Below are 16,269 nucleotides of genomic sequence, written 5' to 3' on the forward strand. Positions count from 1 at the left end.
CGCAAGGATCAGCGTCGAGTCAGCAGGACCCCGGACTCCATGTGATGGGTCCAGGGGAACTGGTCGAACAGCGCACAGCGGGTGATGCGGTGAGTGTCATGCAACTGGGCGATGTTGGCCGCCAGGGTCTCGGGGTTGCAGGAGATGTACAGGATGTTGTCGAAGCGCCGGGTCAGTTCGCAGGTGTCCGGGTCCATGCCGGCCCGCGGCGGGTCGACGAACACGCTGCCGAACTCGTAGCTCTTCAGGTCGACACCTTGCAGGCGGCGGAACGGCCGAACTTCGTTCAGGGCTTCGGTCAGTTCCTCGGCCGACAAGCGCACCAGGGTGACGTTATCCACAGCGTTTTCGCTGAGGTTGCTCAAGGCGGCATTCACCGAGGTCTTGCTGATCTCGGTGGCCAGTACCTTGCGCACCCGGGTGGCCAGGGGCAGGGTGAAGTTGCCGTTGCCGCAGTACAGCTCCAGTAGGTCGTCCTGGCGTTCGCCCAGGGCTTCATAAGCCCAGTTGAGCATCTTCTGGTTCACCGTGCCGTTGGGCTGGGTGAAGGCACCTTCGGGCTGGCGATAGCTGAAGGTACGCCCGCCCACCTCGAGTTTTTCCACTACGTAGTCCTGGCCGATGACTTCGCGCTTGCCCTTGGAACGGCCGATCACGCTGACCTTGAGGGCGGCAGCCAGCTGGCTCGCAGCCTTGTGCCAGTGCTCGTCCAGGGGGCGGTGGTAACACAGGGTAATCATCGCGTCGCCGGCCAGGGTGGTGAGGAACTCCACCTGGAACAACTTGTGGCTCAGCGGCGCACTGGCTTGCCAGGCGGCCTTGAGCTGGGGCATCAACTGGTTGATGCGCTGGCTGGCGATGGGGAACTGTTCGATGAGGATCGGCGTGCGCTTGTCGTCCTGGGAAAACATCGCGTAGTGGCGTTCACCGGCCTCGCGCCACAGGCGGAACTCGGCGCGCAGGCGAAAGTGTTGCAACGGCGAGTCGAAGACCTGGGGCTCGGGCGCATCGAAGGGCGCCAGCAGGTCACGCAGGCGCGTGACCTTTTCCTGCAACTGGGTGGTGTAGCTTGCGGCGTCAAAAGTCATGCGGGGTAGCCCAGCTTGATCACGAACAGGATCGACAGGATCACCAGGGGCGCGTTCAGCTCACGGGCACGACCCGACAGCAGCTTGATCACGGTCCAGGCAATGAAGCCGAAGGCGATGCCGTTGGCGATGGAATAGGTGAATGGCATGGCCAGGGCGGTGACCACCACGGGGGCGGCGACGGTGATGTCTTCCCAGTCGATTTCCGCCAGCCCGGAGGTCATCAGCACGGCAACGAACAGCAGCGCCGGTGCGGTGGCGAAGGCCGGAACGCTGGCTGCCAGTGGCGAGAAGAACAGCGCCAGCAGGAACATGATCGCCACCACGATGGCGGTCAGGCCGGTGCGGCCGCCAGCGCTCACGCCCGCTGCGGATTCGATGTAGCTGGTGGTGGTCGAGGTGCCCAGCAGGGAACCGGCCATGGCCGCGGTGCTGTCGGCGATCAGGGCCCGGCCCATTTTCGGCATGTGGCCGTCCTTGCCCATCAGCCCGGCACGCTTGGCCACGCCGATCAGGGTGCCGGAGTTGTCGAACAGGTCGACGAACAGGAAGGCGAAGATCACGCTGACCAGGCCGATATCCAGGGCGCCCTTGATGTCCAGCTGCAGGAAGGTCGGGGCCAGGGACGGAGGCATCGAGGTCACGCCGCCGAACGGGGTGACACCCATGAGAATGGACACGACGGTCACCGCGAGGATGCCGATCAGCACCGCGCCACGCACTTTCAGGGCTTCCAGGGCGACGATCAGGGCAAAACCCAGGGCCGCGAGGATAGGGGCCGGCTTGCTCAGGTCGCCCAGGCCGACCAGGGTCGACTCGTTGCCCACCACGATCTGGGCGTTATGCAGGGCGATCAGCGCCAGGAACAGGCCGATACCGGCGGCAATCGCCGAGCGCAGGGGCAGGGGGATGCTGTTGATGATCCATTCGCGGATGCGGAAGATCGACAGCAGGAAGAACAGCACCGCCGAGATGAATACCGCACCCAGGGCTACTTGCCAGGTGTGGCCCATGTGCAGGACCACGGTGTAGGTGAAGAAGGCGTTCAGGCCCATGCCCGGTGCCAGGGCGATCGGGTAGTTGGCGATCAGGCCCATGACGGTGGAGCCGATGGCTGCCGCCAGGCAGGTGGCGACGAATACCGCGCCCTTGTCCATGCCCGTCTCGCCGAGGATGCTCGGGTTGACGAAGAGAATGTAGGCCATGGCCAGGAAGGTGGTCACGCCCGCAAGTATCTCGGTGCGCACGTTGGTGTTGTGTGCCTTGAGTTGAAACAGCCTTTCCAGCATGTCTGCTCCCCGTGGCGCCGCCGGGCGCCGTGAATGTATCGACTCCAACAGCAAAGCACAGACTTTATAAGGTGCCTGCGGATTCGCTCTGGGTCGGAAAAAGCCGCGCATCATACCAGCAGCGTGGGCCAATGGCTGCGATCGTCGGCGATGTTTTGCCCGACTGGCAAGTAGCGCATACTGCGCCCTGATTTTGAGGGGGACTTATGGGCAGTAGAGTGAAATTGACCGCGTTGGCGCTGCTGGGGATCGCGGCCTGCTGGCTGGCGGCTCCGGCCATGGCGCGCTCGGCGCCGCCCTTGAGCCAGGTGGAGATCCTCAAGGTGCTGTCGTCTTCCTGCGGGCTGGAGGATGTCGCCGATGGCCGCGAGCAGACTCACTGTGACCACAGCGGGCCGGACATCAAGGTCTATGTGCTGGAAATCGGCTACGGTCGTGAGCCCCATGTGACCCTGGATGGCTTCGAGGTCGACGGCACCCGCACCGCGGTATGCGAAGACGGCTCCAGCTACGTGCCTTGCGGCAATTCCGGAATCACCGCCGGCTATCTGTATATCTTCGACCTGGCCGGCAAGCAGGAAGGCACCTTCCGCTTCAGCAATACCTCGATCAACGCCCCGGGCAATTCCATGAGTGCGCAGATCTACATCAAGTAGTCCTGGATCGGCGCCAGGCTCACCGCCGACACCCTGCTGGTGGATGTGCTGATCGAGGATCAGTCGACGTGGGCCGCGATGGGCTCGATCACAGGTTGCAGGTCCTGCTCGGTGTGCCAGATGTCGTAATCGGCCTGTACCGCCAGCCAGGCCTTGGCCTTGCCGATGCCGGCGCGTTCCAGCCTGACCGCCAGTTCCGCCCGGATCGGTGCACGGCCATTCAACACCTTGGACAGGTGCGGGCGGGCGTAGCCGATATGCCGCGCCAGTTCCGTCACGCTGATGCCCAGTTCGGGCAAGACATCCAGGCGCAGGGTGTCACCGGGGTGGGGCGGGTTGTGGATGGGCATGATCCTGCCTCCTGTTCAGTGGTAGTCCAGATAATCCACCAGCTCGATATCCGAACCTGTGAAACGAAAGATCACTCGCCAGTTGCCGGACACCATCAGGGACCAATAGCCGTGCATGTCGCCCCTGAGCGGGTGCAGCCGCCAGCCCGGCAGGTTGAGGTCTGCCGGTTCACTGGCGTGATCCATGAACGACAGCTGGCGGGCCAGCCGTCGTGCATGCTCAGCCCGTATTCCACGAGTCGATCCGGTTTCATAGAAGGCGCGCAGGCCTTTGTGCTGAAAGGACTTGATCATGGGGGAAGAGTGTAAGGCGTTACCTTACACTTACCGCAGCGGTTTTGTATTGCACAGAATGATCAACAACCTGTTACGAGCCCACCACCGGGCGCTTCTCTGTCGCAGCTCGGTTCGGCAAGGAGTCAGTCACGGGGCTTGTGAGCGGGTAACAAAGGCTAACCGGTCGCGCCTTGCACAGCCCGTCCCATCACCCCTATAGTTCGCGCCGTCGCTGCCAATTCAGCGGCCGGGTTTGGTCACCCGAAATTAGAAGGCGCACGCGCCACCCTGGTTTGCAGGCACTTTTTCGTGTCCGCACGCTTAATGGTGGGCTGTGCGCGGGACACCTTCGGGTGTGCCGGGTGCCTTCTTCCCGGTTGACCAACCTGTGCACAGTCCGCCACCCATCGTTTGGTCACGATTGGGGCGGTCATTCATAAAGAAGGATCTAATGATGAATACCTCGAAAATTGCTGCCCACTATGTGCCGCTTAAGTCCAACATAAGTCGGCCAGGCGTCTTCTTTATCAACGCTAATGCGTCCCCTGAGGCACTGCACGAAGCCGCCGAACAACGCATGCGCACCGCTGCGAATCTGCTGGAAACCCTCTGCTGCCTGAACTTCAGCCACGGCGACGTGAAGGACATCCCGCACATCATCGACGTGCTCTATGTACTGACCCAGGATGGTTGCGACCTGCTGGAGGCGGCGAAATGGCGAGTCGCCGCCGGGGGGCGACCCAACCACTGATGCTTGAGTCTCGGCTGCGCCTGTCCGGCGCGGCTTCAAGCCTTGGCTGGCTCGACCCGCTCGATCATCCGGTCACGCTGGGCCAGGGTCGGGAACAGCTTGATCCAGGTCCCGGTCACCACCAGCGTGCCGACCCCGCCCAGCACCACTGCCGGCACAGTGCCGAACCAGTGGGCCGTGAGGCCGGATTCGAATTCCCCCAGCTGGTTCGACGCGCCGATGAACAGGCCATTCACCGCACTGACCCGACCGCGCATTTCGTCCGGTGTCTCCAGTTGCACGAAGGAGGCGCGGATCACCATGCTGATCATGTCCGCCGCCCCCAGCACCACCAGCACCGCCAGGGAAAACCAGAACGAGGTCGAGAGGCCGAAGGCGATGGTGGCCACGCCGAATACTCCGACGGCGGTGAACATCACCCGCCCGACCTTGCGCTCGACGCTGAAGCGCGCCAGCCACAGGGACATCAACAGGGCGCCGACCGCGGGTGCCGAGCGCAGCAAACCCAGGCCCCAGGGACCGGTGAGCAGGATGTCCTTGGCGAACACTGGCAACAGCGCAGTGGCGCCACCGAGCAATACAGCGAACAGGTCCAGGGAAATGGCGCCGAGGATGTCCGGGCGGCTGCGGATGAAACGAATGCCTGCCAGCAGCGAGTCGAGGGTGGCCTTGCCCTTGTTCAGGACGGCCTGGCGGGCTGGCAGGTTGAGCATCAGCAGGCAGGCGATCACGTACAGGATCACGGTCGGGCCGTAGACCCATGCGCTGCCGAAGGCATAGAGCAAGCCGCCCAGGGCCGGGGCGACAATGGTGGCCGACTGCTGTGCGGACTGCGCGGCGGCCACTGCCCGGGGAAACAGCGCGGCAGGCACGATGCTTGGCAGCAAGGCCTGGGTGGTGGGCATCTCGAAGGAGCGTGCGCCACCGAGGAGGAAGGCCAGGATGAAGATCATTTCCCGGGTGACGTTGTCGGTCAGGCTGCCGATGGCCAGGGCCAGGGCGATCAAGGCCTGCAGCGACTGGCAGATGGCCGCCACCCGGCGTCGGTCGTAGCGGTCGGCCACATGCCCGGTGTGCAGCATGAACAGCACCCGCGGGGCGAATTCCACCAACCCCACCAGGCCCAGGTCGAGCACGTTGCCGGTGAGCTGATAGAGGTTCCAGCCAATGGCCACGGTGAGCATCTGGAAACCGCTGGCGGTGAAGATCCGCGCCAGCCAGAACGCGATGAACGGACGATGGTGGCGGAGCAGCAGAGGGTCTTGGCTGGGCATCTGGAGGCAAATCTGAGCGGGGAGTGAAACGAGATTATCACCAAGATGTAACCAATGGTTGCAGCCGGCGGAAAATTCGTTAGCCGCGCATCTATCTCGGTTTTCCGGGGAAATCCTGCCGGGTCCTTGGCGGTGCCCGCCATCGCAGCTCGCGATGGACACCAAGCTGGCGGCAATCCTGCGCATTAAGGCGGAAATGCCCGGGAAAAGCCCGGTTTTGACAGGGTGAGGCAAGCTGTCACGCGGCAAATAACCACAGAGTTGTCGGGCAGATTTAGGACTATTCTTTCAACGTTGCTTGATCCAGATCAAAACCTTTTTGCAAAGGCTGATGTGGTGGCCCAAGTGCCAGAATCCCTGCGTAGCGATGGTTTAAAAAAGAACGAATTCGAATTCGCCGCACTCCATATCCGTGGGGGCAGTGGGTGCAGGCCTCTGGCCGGCAGCCGGTATTACCTGACAGAGGAAAGCTTATGTTCGGTTTAGAGGCTCTTGATCTCGCCCGAATTCAGTTCGCGTTCACCATCTCGTTCCACATTCTGTTCCCGGCAATCACCATCGGCCTGGCGAGTTACCTGGCGGTGCTCGAAGGCTTGTGGCTGAAGACCCATGACGACACCTACCGCGATCTCTACCACTTCTGGTCGAAGATCTTCGCCGTCAACTTCGGCATGGGGGTGGTGTCCGGCCTGGTGATGGCCTACCAGTTCGGCACCAACTGGAGTCGATTCTCCGATTTTGCCGGTTCCGTCACCGGCCCCTTGCTTACGTATGAAGTGCTCACGGCGTTTTTCCTCGAGGCCGGTTTTCTCGGGGTGATGCTGTTCGGCTGGAACAAGGTCGGGCGCAAGCTGCACTTCTTCTCCACGGTGATGGTGGCCATCGGCACCCTGATCTCGACCTTCTGGATCCTCTCGTCCAACAGCTGGATGCAGACTCCACAAGGTTATGAAATCGTCAACGGCCAGGTCATCCCGGTGGACTGGCTGGCGGTGATCTTCAACCCATCCTTCCCCTATCGCCTGGCGCACATGGCCGTTGCCGCGTTCGTGGCCACGGCGTTCTTCGTCGGCTCCTCGGCGGCCTGGCACCTGTTGCGCGGCCGGGACAATCCGGCGATTCGACGCATGCTCTCGATGGCCATGTGGATGGCCCTGATCGTGGCACCGGTACAAGCGGTGATCGGCGACTTCCACGGTCTCAATACCCTCAAGCACCAGCCGGCGAAGATTGCCGCCATCGAAGGCCACTGGGAAAACGTCGGCAACGAACCGACTCCGCTGATCCTCTTCGGCTGGCCGGACATGAAGGCCGAGAAAACCAAGTTCGCGGTGGAAATCCCTTACCTGGGCAGCCTGATCCTCACCCACTCCCTGGACAAGCAGGTGCCGGCGCTCAAGGAGTTCCCGCCCGAGGACCGGCCCAACTCGACCATCGTCTTCTGGTCGTTCCGGATCATGGTGGGCCTGGGCATGCTGATGATCTTCACCGGCCTGTGGAGCCTCTGGCTGCGCAAGCGCGATCGCCTGTACAGCTCGCGTCCGTTCCTCTACCTGGCGTTGTGGATGGGGCCGTCCGGGCTGATCGCGATCCTGGCGGGGTGGTTCACTACCGAGATCGGCCGCCAGCCGTGGGTGGTCTACGGCCTGATGCGCACCGCCGATGCCTCTTCCGGGCACAGTTTTGTGCAGATGAGCATCACCCTGGCGCTGTTCGTGGTGGTGTATTTCGCGCTGTTCGGCGTGGGTATCGGCTACATGATGCGCCTGGTGCGCAAAGGCCCGGTCATCAATGAAGGTGCCGAAACCAGCCACGGTGGTCCCGGGCAGAAACGCACCCCGGCCCGTCCGCTCTCTGCGGCCGATGATGACGACCACAGCACCAGCCTGAACAAGGGGAACTGAGTCATGGGTATCGATCTTCCGCTGCTCTGGGCCGTGATTATCATCTTCGGCATCATGATGTACGTGGTCATGGACGGGTTCGACCTGGGCATCGGGATTCTTTTCCCGTTCGTCAAGGACAGCCGCGATCGTGACGTGATGATGAACACTGTCGCTCCGGTCTGGGATGGCAACGAGACCTGGCTGGTGCTGGGCGGGGCGGCGCTGTTCGGCGCTTTCCCGCTGGCCTACTCGGTGGTGCTCTCGGCGCTCTACCTGCCGCTGATCCTGATGTTGGTGGGCCTGATCTTCCGGGGCGTGGCCTTCGAGTTCCGCTTCAAGGCCAAGGAAGACAAGCGCCATATCTGGGACAAGGCCTTCATTGGCGGCTCGGTGGCGGCGACCTTCTTCCAGGGCGTGGCCCTCGGAGCGTTCATCGATGGCCTGCCGGTGGTCAACCGCCAGTTTGCCGGTGGCTCCCTGGACTGGCTGACCCCCTTCACCCTGTTCTGCGGCCTGGCACTGGTGGTGGCCTATGCCTTGCTCGGCTGCACCTGGCTGATCATGAAGACCGAAGGCAAGCTGCAGCTGCAGATGCATGACCTGGCCCGTCCGCTGGCCTACGTGGTGCTGGCGGTGATCGGCATCGTCAGTATCTGGACCCCCCTGGCCCACGCCGAAATCGCCGCGCGCTGGTTCACCCTGCCGAACCTGTTCTGGTTCCTGCCGGTGCCCATCCTGGTGCTGGTGACCATGTACGGGCTGCTGCGCGCCGTGGCTCGCAACGCCCACTACACGCCGTTCCTGCTGACCCTGGTGCTGATCTTCCTCGGCTACAGCGGCCTGGGCATCAGCCTGTGGCCGAACATAGTGCCACCGTCGATCTCCATCTGGGACGCCGCCGCGCCGCCGCAGAGCCAGGGCTTCATGCTGGTGGGCACCTTGTTCATCATCCCGTTCATCCTGGGCTACACCTTCTGGAGCTACTACGTGTTCCGCGGCAAGGTCACCCACGAGGACGGTTATCACTAGCCAGGCATCGCTCCTTTGTAGGAGCGAAGCTTGCTCGCGATGGCGCCCGTGCAGGCGCCATCGCCTCCCTTTTGAAAGGAGCATTCGATGATGGCTGGTAAACATTCATTGCAGGAAATCGAAGAAGCCGAGAAGAAGCCGCTCTGGCGACGTCTGGGCTGGCTGGCCGGTATCTGGGCCGGCAGCGTGTTGGCGTTGTTCGTCGTCGCCAGCCTGATGCGCATGTTCATGAATGCCGCGGGCCTGACTACCCACTGATCTTCATCACCGCTCATCCCGTCCCGTGCCGTGCGGCGCGGTTTATAACCCTCCATTGGAGGGTTTTTTTTGTCCTGGGCTTGCTGCGCCTTTTCTTTGCAGCACCAGCCGGTCGGCTTGCAATGAACGAGCGCGCGGTTTTTCAGGCATTCCGCGGGGCTTCATCGCAAGGGGCAGAAAGGGTTACTTGCGGGCTTTGAGGATCACGAACTTGGGCGTCGCCGCCACTTGCTCGACGCCGCGGAACAGCCGGGCGAGCTTGCTGTGGTAACCCAGGTGGCGGTTGCCGACGATGTACAGCGCGCCGCCCACCACCAGGGCCTCGCGAGCCTGCTGGAACATGCGCCAGGCGAGGAAGTCGCCGACCACCTGTTGCTGGTGGAAGGGCGGATTGCACAACACCACGTCCAGGGACTGGGGCTCCTGGCCGGCCAGGCCGTCACCGGCGCGCATCTGGGCTTCGCGCTCACCCAGCACGGCTTGCCAGTTTTCCCGGGCCGACTGCACCGCCATGAAGGATTCGTCCACCAGGGTGTAATGGGCCTGGGGGTTGTCCAGGGCGCTGGCGATGGCCAGTACGCCGTTGCCGCAGCCCAGGTCGGCGACCCGGGCGTTGCCGAGGTTTTGCGGCAGGTGCGGGAGGAAGGCGCGGGTGCCGATATCCAGGCCTTCGCGGCAGAACACGTTGGCGTGGTTGAGCAGCTCGATGGCCGGCTTGTCCAGGCGATAACGGGTCGGGTAGGGCGATGCCACCAGCGGCCGGGCTTGCGCGGTGGCGATCAGCAGACGGGCTTTCTTCACCGCCAGCGAGGCTTGTACCGGGCCGATGTAGCGCTCCAGCAGGTCGCCAGCGGCCCGGGGCAGGTGCTTGACCATGGCAGCGGCCACCACCTGCGCGCCAGGGGCCAGTTGGCCTTGCAGGCGGATCAGCTGTTCCTCCAGCAGGGCCAGGGTTTTGGGGACACGAACCAGCACCTGGTCGAAGGGGCCTTCCACGGGCTCGCTGGCCGGCACCACGCGCACGGCATCGAAGGCCAGCCCATTGCGCGCCAGGTTCTTTTCCAGCGCCAGAGCGCCAAGGTAGGAATCACCGCTGCTGGTGACCGTGACCTTGCCCAACAGGCTCGCCGCCAGGGCGCCGAAACTGTCGTTGAGTACCAGCACCCGGGTCTCGCGGGTCGGTTGCTGTTCGGCCAGGTGGTTGAGCAGGTACTCGTCCGCGGCATCGAAGGCTTGCAGCGGCTCGTTCTGCTGTTCGGGCTGGCGGATCAGGTCGAGCTGGGCGAAGGGGCTGGCAAGCAGGGGCATGGGCGGACTCTAGGTAATAGGTGAAGCCTGTCGGCGCAGGAGCGTGGCGGACAGGAGCCTTCGGGCAACGCTGTTGCAAAGCGCAGGTGGGATTTGGGAAGTAGCCGCGATTTTACGGTTTTTCGCCGGGGATTGCCCGCGGTCTATGCCACTACAAACCGCCGGTGTTTCTGCAGGACGCTTTGCGGGACACTAGGGGCATCGGTTTTGTGGAGTTCGTCATGACTGCCAGTGAAGAAAAGTACACCCGCCAGACCCTGCTCGACGTCCAGCCGCTGACCCCCAGCCTGTTCACCCTGCGGATCACCCGGGACCCGGGTTTTCGCTTTCGTGCCGGCCAGTTCGCCCGCCTTGGGGTGACCCGGGCCGACGGCAGCACGGTATGGCGTGCCTATTCCATGGTGTCCTCGCCGTTCGACGAGTTCCTCGAGTTCTATTCCATCGTCGTGCCCGGTGGTGAGTTCACCAGCGAGCTCAGTCGCCTGTGCGAGGGCGACAGCCTGCTGGTGGATCGCCAGGCCTTCGGTTTCCTGACCCTGGATCGTTTCGTCGACGGGCGTGACCTGTGGTTGTTGTCCACCGGCACCGGTATTGCGCCATTCCTGTCGATCCTGCAGGACTTCGAGGTTTGGGAGAGGTTCGAGCGGATCATCCTGGTGTACAGCGTGCGCGAAGCCAAGGAGTTGGCCTATCAGCAATTGCTGGCCGAGTTGCCCCAGCGTGAGTACTTGGCTGAAGTTGCCCACAAGCTGCAGTTCATCAGCACCGTTACCCGCGAACAACACCCGGGCAGCCTCAATGGGCGTATCACCCAATTGATCGAGAACGGTGAATTGGAACGCGTGGCAGGTGTCGAGCTGAGTCCTGAGCATTCCAGGGTGATGCTCTGCGGCAACCCGCAGATGATCGATGACACTCGGGCCCTACTCAAGCAGCGGGACATGAACCTGAGCCTGAGCCGACGCCCGGGGCAGGTGGCAGTGGAAACTTACTGGTAGGGGAGCAACCGTGGCCACTGATCGAGCAGAGGCCACAGGTGGGTACGCAGTGCCTCAGGGCTTGTTGTTCTGGGCCTTGAGCAGATCGCGGATCTCCCCCAGCAGCTCTTCTTCCTTGGTCGGTACCGGCGGTAGCGTCGGGGCCACGGCCTCTTCGCGCTTCAGACGGTTGATCACCTTGACCCCCATGAAGATGGCGAAGGCGATGATGACGAAATCGATGATGCTCTGGATGAACTTGCCGTAGGCCAGGACTACCGCTGGCGTATCGCCTGCGGCCGCCTTGAGGGTAACGGCCAGGTCGGCGAAGTTGACCCCTCCGATCAGCAGCCCGATTGGCGGCATGACCACGTCACCGACAAAGGAGGAGACGATCTTGCCGAACGCGGCACCGATGATGATCCCCACGGCCATGTCGACCACATTACCTTTGACCGCGAAGGCCTTGAACTCACTTAACACGCCCATAGGTTATTTCCTTGTTGCAGATGAGGTTGGTTACAGCAGTGTAAGTCAGCAAAAAGCATTCTGCCGACTCAACTTTCTACAGTTCGCGGTTTATGACCGGTTTATCGACAAAGAGTTTAATCAAAGTGCCACTATTTTCGCGCGCGATATACCCCGTCATCGACGGTATAACCACAACATTCTGTCAATCAAGCGGTTGCGGGCTTTCTATTTAGCTTTCAGATATTTAGCCACTAGCCTCTAGCAGGCGTATCGAGATGCGCCTTATATAACTAGAGGAATTCCACATGACTGCTTCTCTTGGCCTGGGGAGTCTTTCCCCGCGCGGCGTACTGGGCGTGCTTGCTGCCAGTATGCTGTCCCTTTCCGTACAGGCCGCCACGCTGACCCGCGACAATGGCGCGGCGGTAGGCGACAACCAGAACTCACAGACCGCGGGGCCCAACGGGCCGGTGCTGCTGCAGGACGTGCAACTGATCCAGAAGCTTCAACGCTTCGACCGCGAGCGCATTCCAGAGCGCGTGGTGCATGCCCGTGGCACCGGTGCCCATGGCACTTTCACGGTGACTGACAGCCTCACTGACCTGACCCGGGCCAAGGTGTTCGCTGCTGGTGAAGTGACCCCGGTGTTCGTGCGCTTCTCGGCGGTGGTGCATGGCAACCATTCTCCGGAAACCCTGCGCGACCCTCGGGGTTTCGCCACCAAGTTCTACACCGCCGATGGCAACTGGGACCTGGTGGGCAACAACTTCCCGACTTTCTTCATCCGCGATGCCATCAAGTTCCCCGATATGGTGCATGCCTTCAAGCCCGATCCACGGACCAATCTGGATGATGATTCGCGGCGGTTCGATTTTTTCTCCCATGTACCCGAAGCCACCCGTACTTTGACCGAGCTGTACTCCAACTCCGGCACCCCGGCCAGTTATCGAGAAATGGACGGTAATGGCGTGCACGCCTACAAGTTGATCAATGCCAAGGGCGAAGTGCACTACGTGAAGTTCCACTGGAAGAGTCTGCAGGGCTTGAAGAATCTCGACCCGCAACAAGTGGTCGAGGTACAAGGCCGCGACTACAGCCATATGACCCATGACTTGGTAACCCACATTAATAAAGGGGACTTTCCCAAATGGGACTTGTATGTCCAGGTATTGAAACCCGAAGACCTGGCCAAGTTTGATTTCGACCCGCTGGATGCCACCAAGATCTGGCCCGGTATTCCCGAGCGCAAGGTCGGGCAGATGGTGTTGAACCGCAATCCGGGCAATGTCTTCCAGGAAACCGAGCAGGTGGCCATGGCACCGGCCAACCTGGTGCCGGGTATCGAGCCCTCGGAGGATCGGCTGCTGCAGGGCCGGGTGTTCTCCTATGCCGACACCCAGATGTATCGCCTCGGGGCCAACGCCCTGCAACTGCCGATCAACGCACCGAAGGTCACGGTGAACAATGGCAACCAGGACGGCGCGATGAACCCGGGGCACACCCGCAGCGGGGTCAACTACCAGCCCAGCCGCCTGGAGCCTCGCGAGGAACCCCAGGCCGCGCGCTACAGCCAGTTGGCGCTGACGGGCAGCACCCAGCAGGCGAAGATCCAGCGTGAGCAGAACTTCAAGCAGGCCGGCGACCTGTATCGCTCCTACAGCAAGAAGGAGCGCCAGGACCTGATCGACAGCTTCGGCCAGTCCCTGGCCGGCACCGACGAGCAGAGCAAGCACATCATGCTGTCCTTCCTTTATAAGGCCGACCCTGAGTACGGCACCGGAGTCACCCAGGTGGCCAAGGGTGACCTGGCGCGAGTCAAGGCCCTGGCCGCCAAGCTCACGGATTGACCCCATCCCGCGTCACGCCCTCGGGCGTGACGCCTCCTTTATTTGCAGGGGTTTCTTGAAACAAAGGGAGTCGCACCATGCGCCTGTTCATTTCACTGCTGCTGGCCGCCTGCGCTCTGGAGGCTTATGCGGAGCAACCGAGCCCCGCCGACCCGGTGGCGATCAAGGTCCAGCTGGAAAACTACTATTTCGATGCCGCTCGCCGTGGCGATGTAGAGATGCTCGACACCTTCATCGAGTCCGGTTATTCCCTCGATACCCGCGACGACAAGGGCTACACCGCGCTGATCCTCGCGGCCTATCACGGTCAGGGGCTGGCGGTGGAGCACCTGCTGGTCGCCGGGGCCGATGCTTGCGCCCAGGACCTGCGTGGCAATACCGCGCTCATGGGGGCGATCTTCAAGGGCGAGGTGCGGATTGCCCGGCGCTTGATGGCGGCTGATTGCAGCCCCGACCAGCGCAATGCCGCTGGCCAGACGGCGGCCATGTATGCCGGGCTGTTCAAGCGCACCGAGCTGCTCCAGGCCCTGGCAGCCAAGGGGGCGAACCTCGACGCCGAGGATCCGTTGGGCAATAGCGCCACGCGCCTGGCCAGTGGGCAGATACGCACCGTCGCGCCGCACTGATCAGCGTCAGCTGAGCTATCATCGCGGTTTTTGCCGGGGGTTCAGATGGCCAAGGCCAAGCGCATGTATGGCTGCACCGAGTGCGGCTCCACCTTCCCCAAATGGGCCGGGCAATGCGGCGAGTGCGGAGCCTGGAACACCCTGACCGAGACCATGATCGAAAGCGGTGGTGCTGCGGCTCCGGCCGGACGCACCGGCTGGGCTGGGCAACAGGCGCAGATCAAGACCCTGGCCGAGGTCAGCGTCGAGGAAATTCCGCGTTTTTCCACCGCGTCCGGCGAGCTTGACCGGGTGCTCGGCGGCGGCCTGGTGGATGGCTCTGTGGTGCTGATCGGCGGCGATCCGGGGATCGGCAAATCGACCATCCTGCTCCAGACCCTGTGCAACATCGCCACGCGCATGCCGGCGCTGTATGTCACCGGCGAGGAATCCCAGCAGCAGGTGGCGATGCGGGCCCGACGGCTGGGGCTGCCCCAGGACCAGCTGCGGGTGATGACCGAGACCTCCATCGAGACCATCATCGCTACCGCTCGAATGGAAAAACCCAAGGTCATGGTGATCGATTCCATTCAGACCATTTTCACCGAGCAACTGCAATCGGCCCCGGGCGGCGTGTCCCAGGTGCGCGAGAGCGCGGCCTTGCTGGTGCGTTATGCCAAGCAGAGCGGCACGGCGATCTTCCTGGTGGGCCACGTGACCAAGGAAGGTGCCCTGGCCGGTCCGCGGGTGCTGGAGCACATGGTGGATACCGTGCTGTATTTCGAAGGCGAGTCCGACGGGCGCCTGCGCTTGCTGCGAGCGGTGAAGAACCGCTTTGGCGCGGTCAACGAGCTGGGCGTGTTCGGCATGACCGACCGTGGCCTGAAGGAGGTCTCCAACCCTTCGGCGATCTTCCTCACGCGGGCCCAGGAGGAGGTTCCGGGCAGCGTGGTCATGGCCACCTGGGAAGGCACGCGGCCGATGCTGGTGGAAGTCCAGGCGCTGGTGGATGACAGCCACTTGGCCAATCCGCGCCGGGTGACCCTGGGCCTGGACCAGAACCGCTTGTCGATGCTGCTGGCCGTGCTGCACCGCCATGGTGGCATTCCAACCCACGACCAGGATGTGTTCCTCAACGTGGTGGGTGGGGTCAAGGTGCTGGAAACCGCCTCCGACCTGGCGCTGATGGCGGCGGTGATGTCGAGCTTGCGCAACCGGCCGCTACCCCATGACCTGCTGGTGTTCGGCGAGGTCGGCCTGTCCGGTGAGGTGCGTCCGGTGCCCAGTGGCCAGGAGCGCTTGAAGGAGGCCGCCAAGCACGGCTTCAAGCGGGCCATCGTGCCCAAGGGCAACGCCCCGAAGGAGCCGCCGGCAGGGTTGAAGATCATCGCCGTGACCCGCCTGGAACAGGCGCTGGACGCACTTTTCGAATAAATCGGGCTGTTACTGAAGGGACGCAAACGACATGGGCATGACAAGCATGAAGGACTGGCTGCTGGGCATCGGCCTGCTGTGTGGTTGCAGCCTGGCCCTGGCCCAGCAGGCCGAGGTGCCGCCAGGCTACTGGGTCGCGCAGCAGGTGCCGGTGGGGGACGGTTCGACGCTGCAGGTGCTGGAAGATGTGCGCATCACTGAGCGGATGCATGATGAAAACTGGGGCAGCAGCATGGATGCGGACAGCCTCCCCGAAGCTGAGGACGGCCAGCCGGCGGAACCGTTGGAGGCCCAGGCGCGCCTGGTTTCGGACAGTGGCCAGGTATTGGCGCAGAGGGCCCTGGGTTATCCCCTGGCCAATGTGAAGAAGGCTCCGCTCAGCGGCCTGCCATTGCCGACGTTCTTCCTGTCCATCGACCAGACCGCGCCCCTGGGCAGCTACAGTGGCCCGATCACCGAGGTGCTGGTGCCGGCGCAGAATCATCTGGACCCGGTGCCGTGCCTGGACGAGAGCGGCGAGAAGCGGCCGCTGATGTTCAGCCGTACCGGCAAGGCGGCCTGGCAGATAGTGCCTGCCAGCGGGGGCGGGACCGAAACCATCCAGCAGGTGTCGTCGGCCTCGACCATGGAGGGCGAGGAGTTCATCACGACCTATCGCACCTTCCGTTATGTCGATGGGCAGTGGACGGCGGTTTCGCGGGAGCAGGCAGGCTACTGGGACATGGAAAACGACTTTCCCGAGCCTGCGCTGTTTCCCTGAATCGGTCGGC

General features: G+C 62.8%; 17 protein-coding genes. 10 read left to right on the forward strand and 7 right to left on the reverse strand.

The annotated features are described in order from the left end of the window. Positions 1 to 8: 8 nt before the first annotated feature. The gene (gene trmA, locus LGQ10_RS23455; protein ID WP_226523348.1) at positions 9 to 1,088 is read right to left on the reverse strand and encodes a tRNA (uridine(54)-C5)-methyltransferase TrmA; all 1,080 of its coding nucleotides are present in this window, start codon (positions 1,086 to 1,088) and stop codon (positions 9 to 11) included. Beyond that, positions 1,085 to 2,377, reverse strand: a complete 1,293-nt coding sequence (locus tag LGQ10_RS23460) for an NCS2 family permease (RefSeq protein ID WP_058435173.1) — start codon at positions 2,375 to 2,377, stop codon at positions 1,085 to 1,087. The genes trmA and LGQ10_RS23460 overlap by 4 nt, the downstream gene beginning before the upstream one ends. A 206-nt stretch (positions 2,378 to 2,583) precedes the next feature. Here LGQ10_RS23460 and LGQ10_RS23465 point away from each other — a divergent pair, with 206 nt between their 5' ends. Beyond that, positions 2,584 to 3,033 carry a DUF4879 domain-containing protein gene (locus LGQ10_RS23465; RefSeq protein ID WP_226523349.1) on the forward strand — a complete coding sequence of 150 codons (450 nt, stop codon included), beginning with the start codon at positions 2,584 to 2,586 and terminating at the stop codon, positions 3,031 to 3,033. Between the two features lie 59 nt (positions 3,034 to 3,092). Here the strand turns inward: LGQ10_RS23465 and LGQ10_RS23470 are convergent, their stop codons facing one another. Together LGQ10_RS23470 and LGQ10_RS23475 are read right to left on the reverse strand one after the other, a co-directional pair. Then, positions 3,093 to 3,383 carry a HigA family addiction module antitoxin gene (locus LGQ10_RS23470; RefSeq protein WP_226523350.1) on the reverse strand — a complete coding sequence of 97 codons (291 nt, stop codon included), beginning with the start codon at positions 3,381 to 3,383 and terminating at the stop codon, positions 3,093 to 3,095. A 15-nt stretch (positions 3,384 to 3,398) separates the two neighbouring features. After that, positions 3,399 to 3,677, reverse strand: a complete 279-nt coding sequence (locus tag LGQ10_RS23475) for a type II toxin-antitoxin system RelE/ParE family toxin (protein WP_226523351.1) — start codon at positions 3,675 to 3,677, stop codon at positions 3,399 to 3,401. Between the two features lie 436 nt (positions 3,678 to 4,113). Here LGQ10_RS23475 and LGQ10_RS23480 point away from each other — a divergent pair, with 436 nt between their 5' ends. Continuing rightward, complete coding sequence (locus LGQ10_RS23480) at positions 4,114 to 4,410, forward strand: hypothetical protein (RefSeq protein WP_058438111.1); 297 nt, start codon at positions 4,114 to 4,116, stop codon at positions 4,408 to 4,410. Between the two features lie 35 nt (positions 4,411 to 4,445). Here the strand turns inward: LGQ10_RS23480 and LGQ10_RS23485 are convergent, their stop codons facing one another. Next, positions 4,446 to 5,684 (reverse strand): MFS transporter, encoded by a 1,239-nt coding sequence (locus LGQ10_RS23485; protein WP_226523352.1) that lies wholly within the window; start codon positions 5,682 to 5,684, stop codon positions 4,446 to 4,448. 473 nt (positions 5,685 to 6,157) lie between these two features. On the opposite strand from LGQ10_RS23485, the gene LGQ10_RS23490 reads away from it, so the two are divergent. The 3 genes from LGQ10_RS23490 (at position 6,158) to LGQ10_RS23500 (ending at position 8,857) form a co-directional block, all read left to right on the forward strand. Continuing rightward, entirely contained in the window at positions 6,158 to 7,588 is a 1,431-nt protein-coding gene (locus LGQ10_RS23490) for a cytochrome ubiquinol oxidase subunit I (RefSeq protein ID WP_226523353.1), read from the forward strand. Positions 7,589 to 7,591: 3 nt separating this feature from the next. Then, positions 7,592 to 8,599: a cytochrome d ubiquinol oxidase subunit II gene (gene cydB / locus LGQ10_RS23495; RefSeq protein ID WP_058437008.1), complete on the forward strand. Its 1,008-nt coding sequence runs from the start codon at positions 7,592 to 7,594 to the stop codon at positions 8,597 to 8,599. A 90-nt stretch (positions 8,600 to 8,689) separates the two neighbouring features. Then, positions 8,690 to 8,857: a DUF2474 domain-containing protein gene (locus LGQ10_RS23500; RefSeq protein WP_226526181.1), complete on the forward strand. Its 168-nt coding sequence runs from the start codon at positions 8,690 to 8,692 to the stop codon at positions 8,855 to 8,857. 183 nt (positions 8,858 to 9,040) lie between these two features. Here LGQ10_RS23500 and LGQ10_RS23505 read toward each other — a convergent pair whose 3' ends face one another. Continuing rightward, positions 9,041 to 10,165 (reverse strand): methyltransferase, encoded by a 1,125-nt coding sequence (locus LGQ10_RS23505; RefSeq protein WP_058437009.1) that lies wholly within the window; start codon positions 10,163 to 10,165, stop codon positions 9,041 to 9,043. Positions 10,166 to 10,386: 221 nt separating this feature from the next. On the opposite strand from LGQ10_RS23505, the gene LGQ10_RS23510 reads away from it, so the two are divergent. Then, entirely contained in the window at positions 10,387 to 11,163 is a 777-nt protein-coding gene (locus tag LGQ10_RS23510) for a ferredoxin--NADP reductase (protein ID WP_226523354.1), read from the forward strand. A gap of 54 nt (positions 11,164 to 11,217) precedes the next feature. On the opposite strand, the gene mscL is transcribed toward LGQ10_RS23510, so the two are convergent. After that, entirely contained in the window at positions 11,218 to 11,631 is a 414-nt protein-coding gene (gene mscL / locus LGQ10_RS23515) for a large-conductance mechanosensitive channel protein MscL (protein WP_226523355.1), read from the reverse strand. Between the two features lie 287 nt (positions 11,632 to 11,918). On the opposite strand from mscL, the gene katB reads away from it, so the two are divergent. From katB to LGQ10_RS23535, 4 genes are all read left to right on the forward strand, one after another. Beyond that, positions 11,919 to 13,460, forward strand: a complete 1,542-nt coding sequence (katB, locus tag LGQ10_RS23520) for a catalase KatB (protein WP_226523356.1) — start codon at positions 11,919 to 11,921, stop codon at positions 13,458 to 13,460. Between the two features lie 77 nt (positions 13,461 to 13,537). Next, positions 13,538 to 14,086 (forward strand): ankyrin repeat domain-containing protein, encoded by a 549-nt coding sequence (locus tag LGQ10_RS23525; RefSeq protein ID WP_226523357.1) that lies wholly within the window; start codon positions 13,538 to 13,540, stop codon positions 14,084 to 14,086. A 45-nt stretch (positions 14,087 to 14,131) separates the two neighbouring features. Next, a complete protein-coding gene (radA, locus tag LGQ10_RS23530) occupies positions 14,132 to 15,499 on the forward strand; it encodes a DNA repair protein RadA (RefSeq protein WP_058436411.1) in 1,368 nt (455 codons plus the stop codon). Between the two features lie 31 nt (positions 15,500 to 15,530). Next, complete coding sequence (locus tag LGQ10_RS23535; RefSeq protein ID WP_226523358.1) at positions 15,531 to 16,259, forward strand: hypothetical protein; 729 nt, start codon at positions 15,531 to 15,533, stop codon at positions 16,257 to 16,259. Positions 16,260 to 16,269 lie beyond the last annotated feature (10 nt).

This window comes from Pseudomonas sp. L5B5 (assembly GCF_020520285.1).
Classification (GTDB): Bacteria; Pseudomonadota; Gammaproteobacteria; order Pseudomonadales; family Pseudomonadaceae; genus Aquipseudomonas.

Excerpts from the sequence above, each read along its gene's own strand:
- trmA (WP_226523348.1), bottom strand. The coding sequence starts at position 1,088 with ATGACTTTTGACGCCGCAAGCTACACCACCCAGTTGCAGGAAAAGGTC.
- LGQ10_RS23460 (WP_058435173.1), bottom strand. The coding sequence starts at position 2,377 with ATGCTGGAAAGGCTGTTTCAACTCAAGGCACACAACACCAACGTGCGC.
- LGQ10_RS23465 (WP_226523349.1), top strand. The coding sequence starts at position 2,584 with ATGGGCAGTAGAGTGAAATTGACCGCGTTGGCGCTGCTGGGGATCGCG.
- LGQ10_RS23470 (WP_226523350.1), bottom strand. The coding sequence starts at position 3,383 with ATGCCCATCCACAACCCGCCCCACCCCGGTGACACCCTGCGCCTGGAT.
- LGQ10_RS23475 (WP_226523351.1), bottom strand. The coding sequence starts at position 3,677 with ATGATCAAGTCCTTTCAGCACAAAGGCCTGCGCGCCTTCTATGAAACC.
- LGQ10_RS23480 (WP_058438111.1), top strand. The coding sequence starts at position 4,114 with ATGAATACCTCGAAAATTGCTGCCCACTATGTGCCGCTTAAGTCCAAC.
- LGQ10_RS23485 (WP_226523352.1), bottom strand. The coding sequence starts at position 5,684 with ATGCCCAGCCAAGACCCTCTGCTGCTCCGCCACCATCGTCCGTTCATC.
- LGQ10_RS23490 (WP_226523353.1), top strand. The coding sequence starts at position 6,158 with ATGTTCGGTTTAGAGGCTCTTGATCTCGCCCGAATTCAGTTCGCGTTC.
- cydB (WP_058437008.1), top strand. The coding sequence starts at position 7,592 with ATGGGTATCGATCTTCCGCTGCTCTGGGCCGTGATTATCATCTTCGGC.
- LGQ10_RS23500 (WP_226526181.1), top strand. The coding sequence starts at position 8,690 with ATGGCTGGTAAACATTCATTGCAGGAAATCGAAGAAGCCGAGAAGAAG.
- LGQ10_RS23505 (WP_058437009.1), bottom strand. The coding sequence starts at position 10,165 with ATGCCCCTGCTTGCCAGCCCCTTCGCCCAGCTCGACCTGATCCGCCAG.
- LGQ10_RS23510 (WP_226523354.1), top strand. The coding sequence starts at position 10,387 with ATGACTGCCAGTGAAGAAAAGTACACCCGCCAGACCCTGCTCGACGTC.
- mscL (WP_226523355.1), bottom strand. The coding sequence starts at position 11,631 with ATGGGCGTGTTAAGTGAGTTCAAGGCCTTCGCGGTCAAAGGTAATGTG.
- katB (WP_226523356.1), top strand. The coding sequence starts at position 11,919 with ATGACTGCTTCTCTTGGCCTGGGGAGTCTTTCCCCGCGCGGCGTACTG.
- LGQ10_RS23525 (WP_226523357.1), top strand. The coding sequence starts at position 13,538 with ATGCGCCTGTTCATTTCACTGCTGCTGGCCGCCTGCGCTCTGGAGGCT.
- radA (WP_058436411.1), top strand. The coding sequence starts at position 14,132 with ATGGCCAAGGCCAAGCGCATGTATGGCTGCACCGAGTGCGGCTCCACC.
- LGQ10_RS23535 (WP_226523358.1), top strand. The coding sequence starts at position 15,531 with ATGGGCATGACAAGCATGAAGGACTGGCTGCTGGGCATCGGCCTGCTG.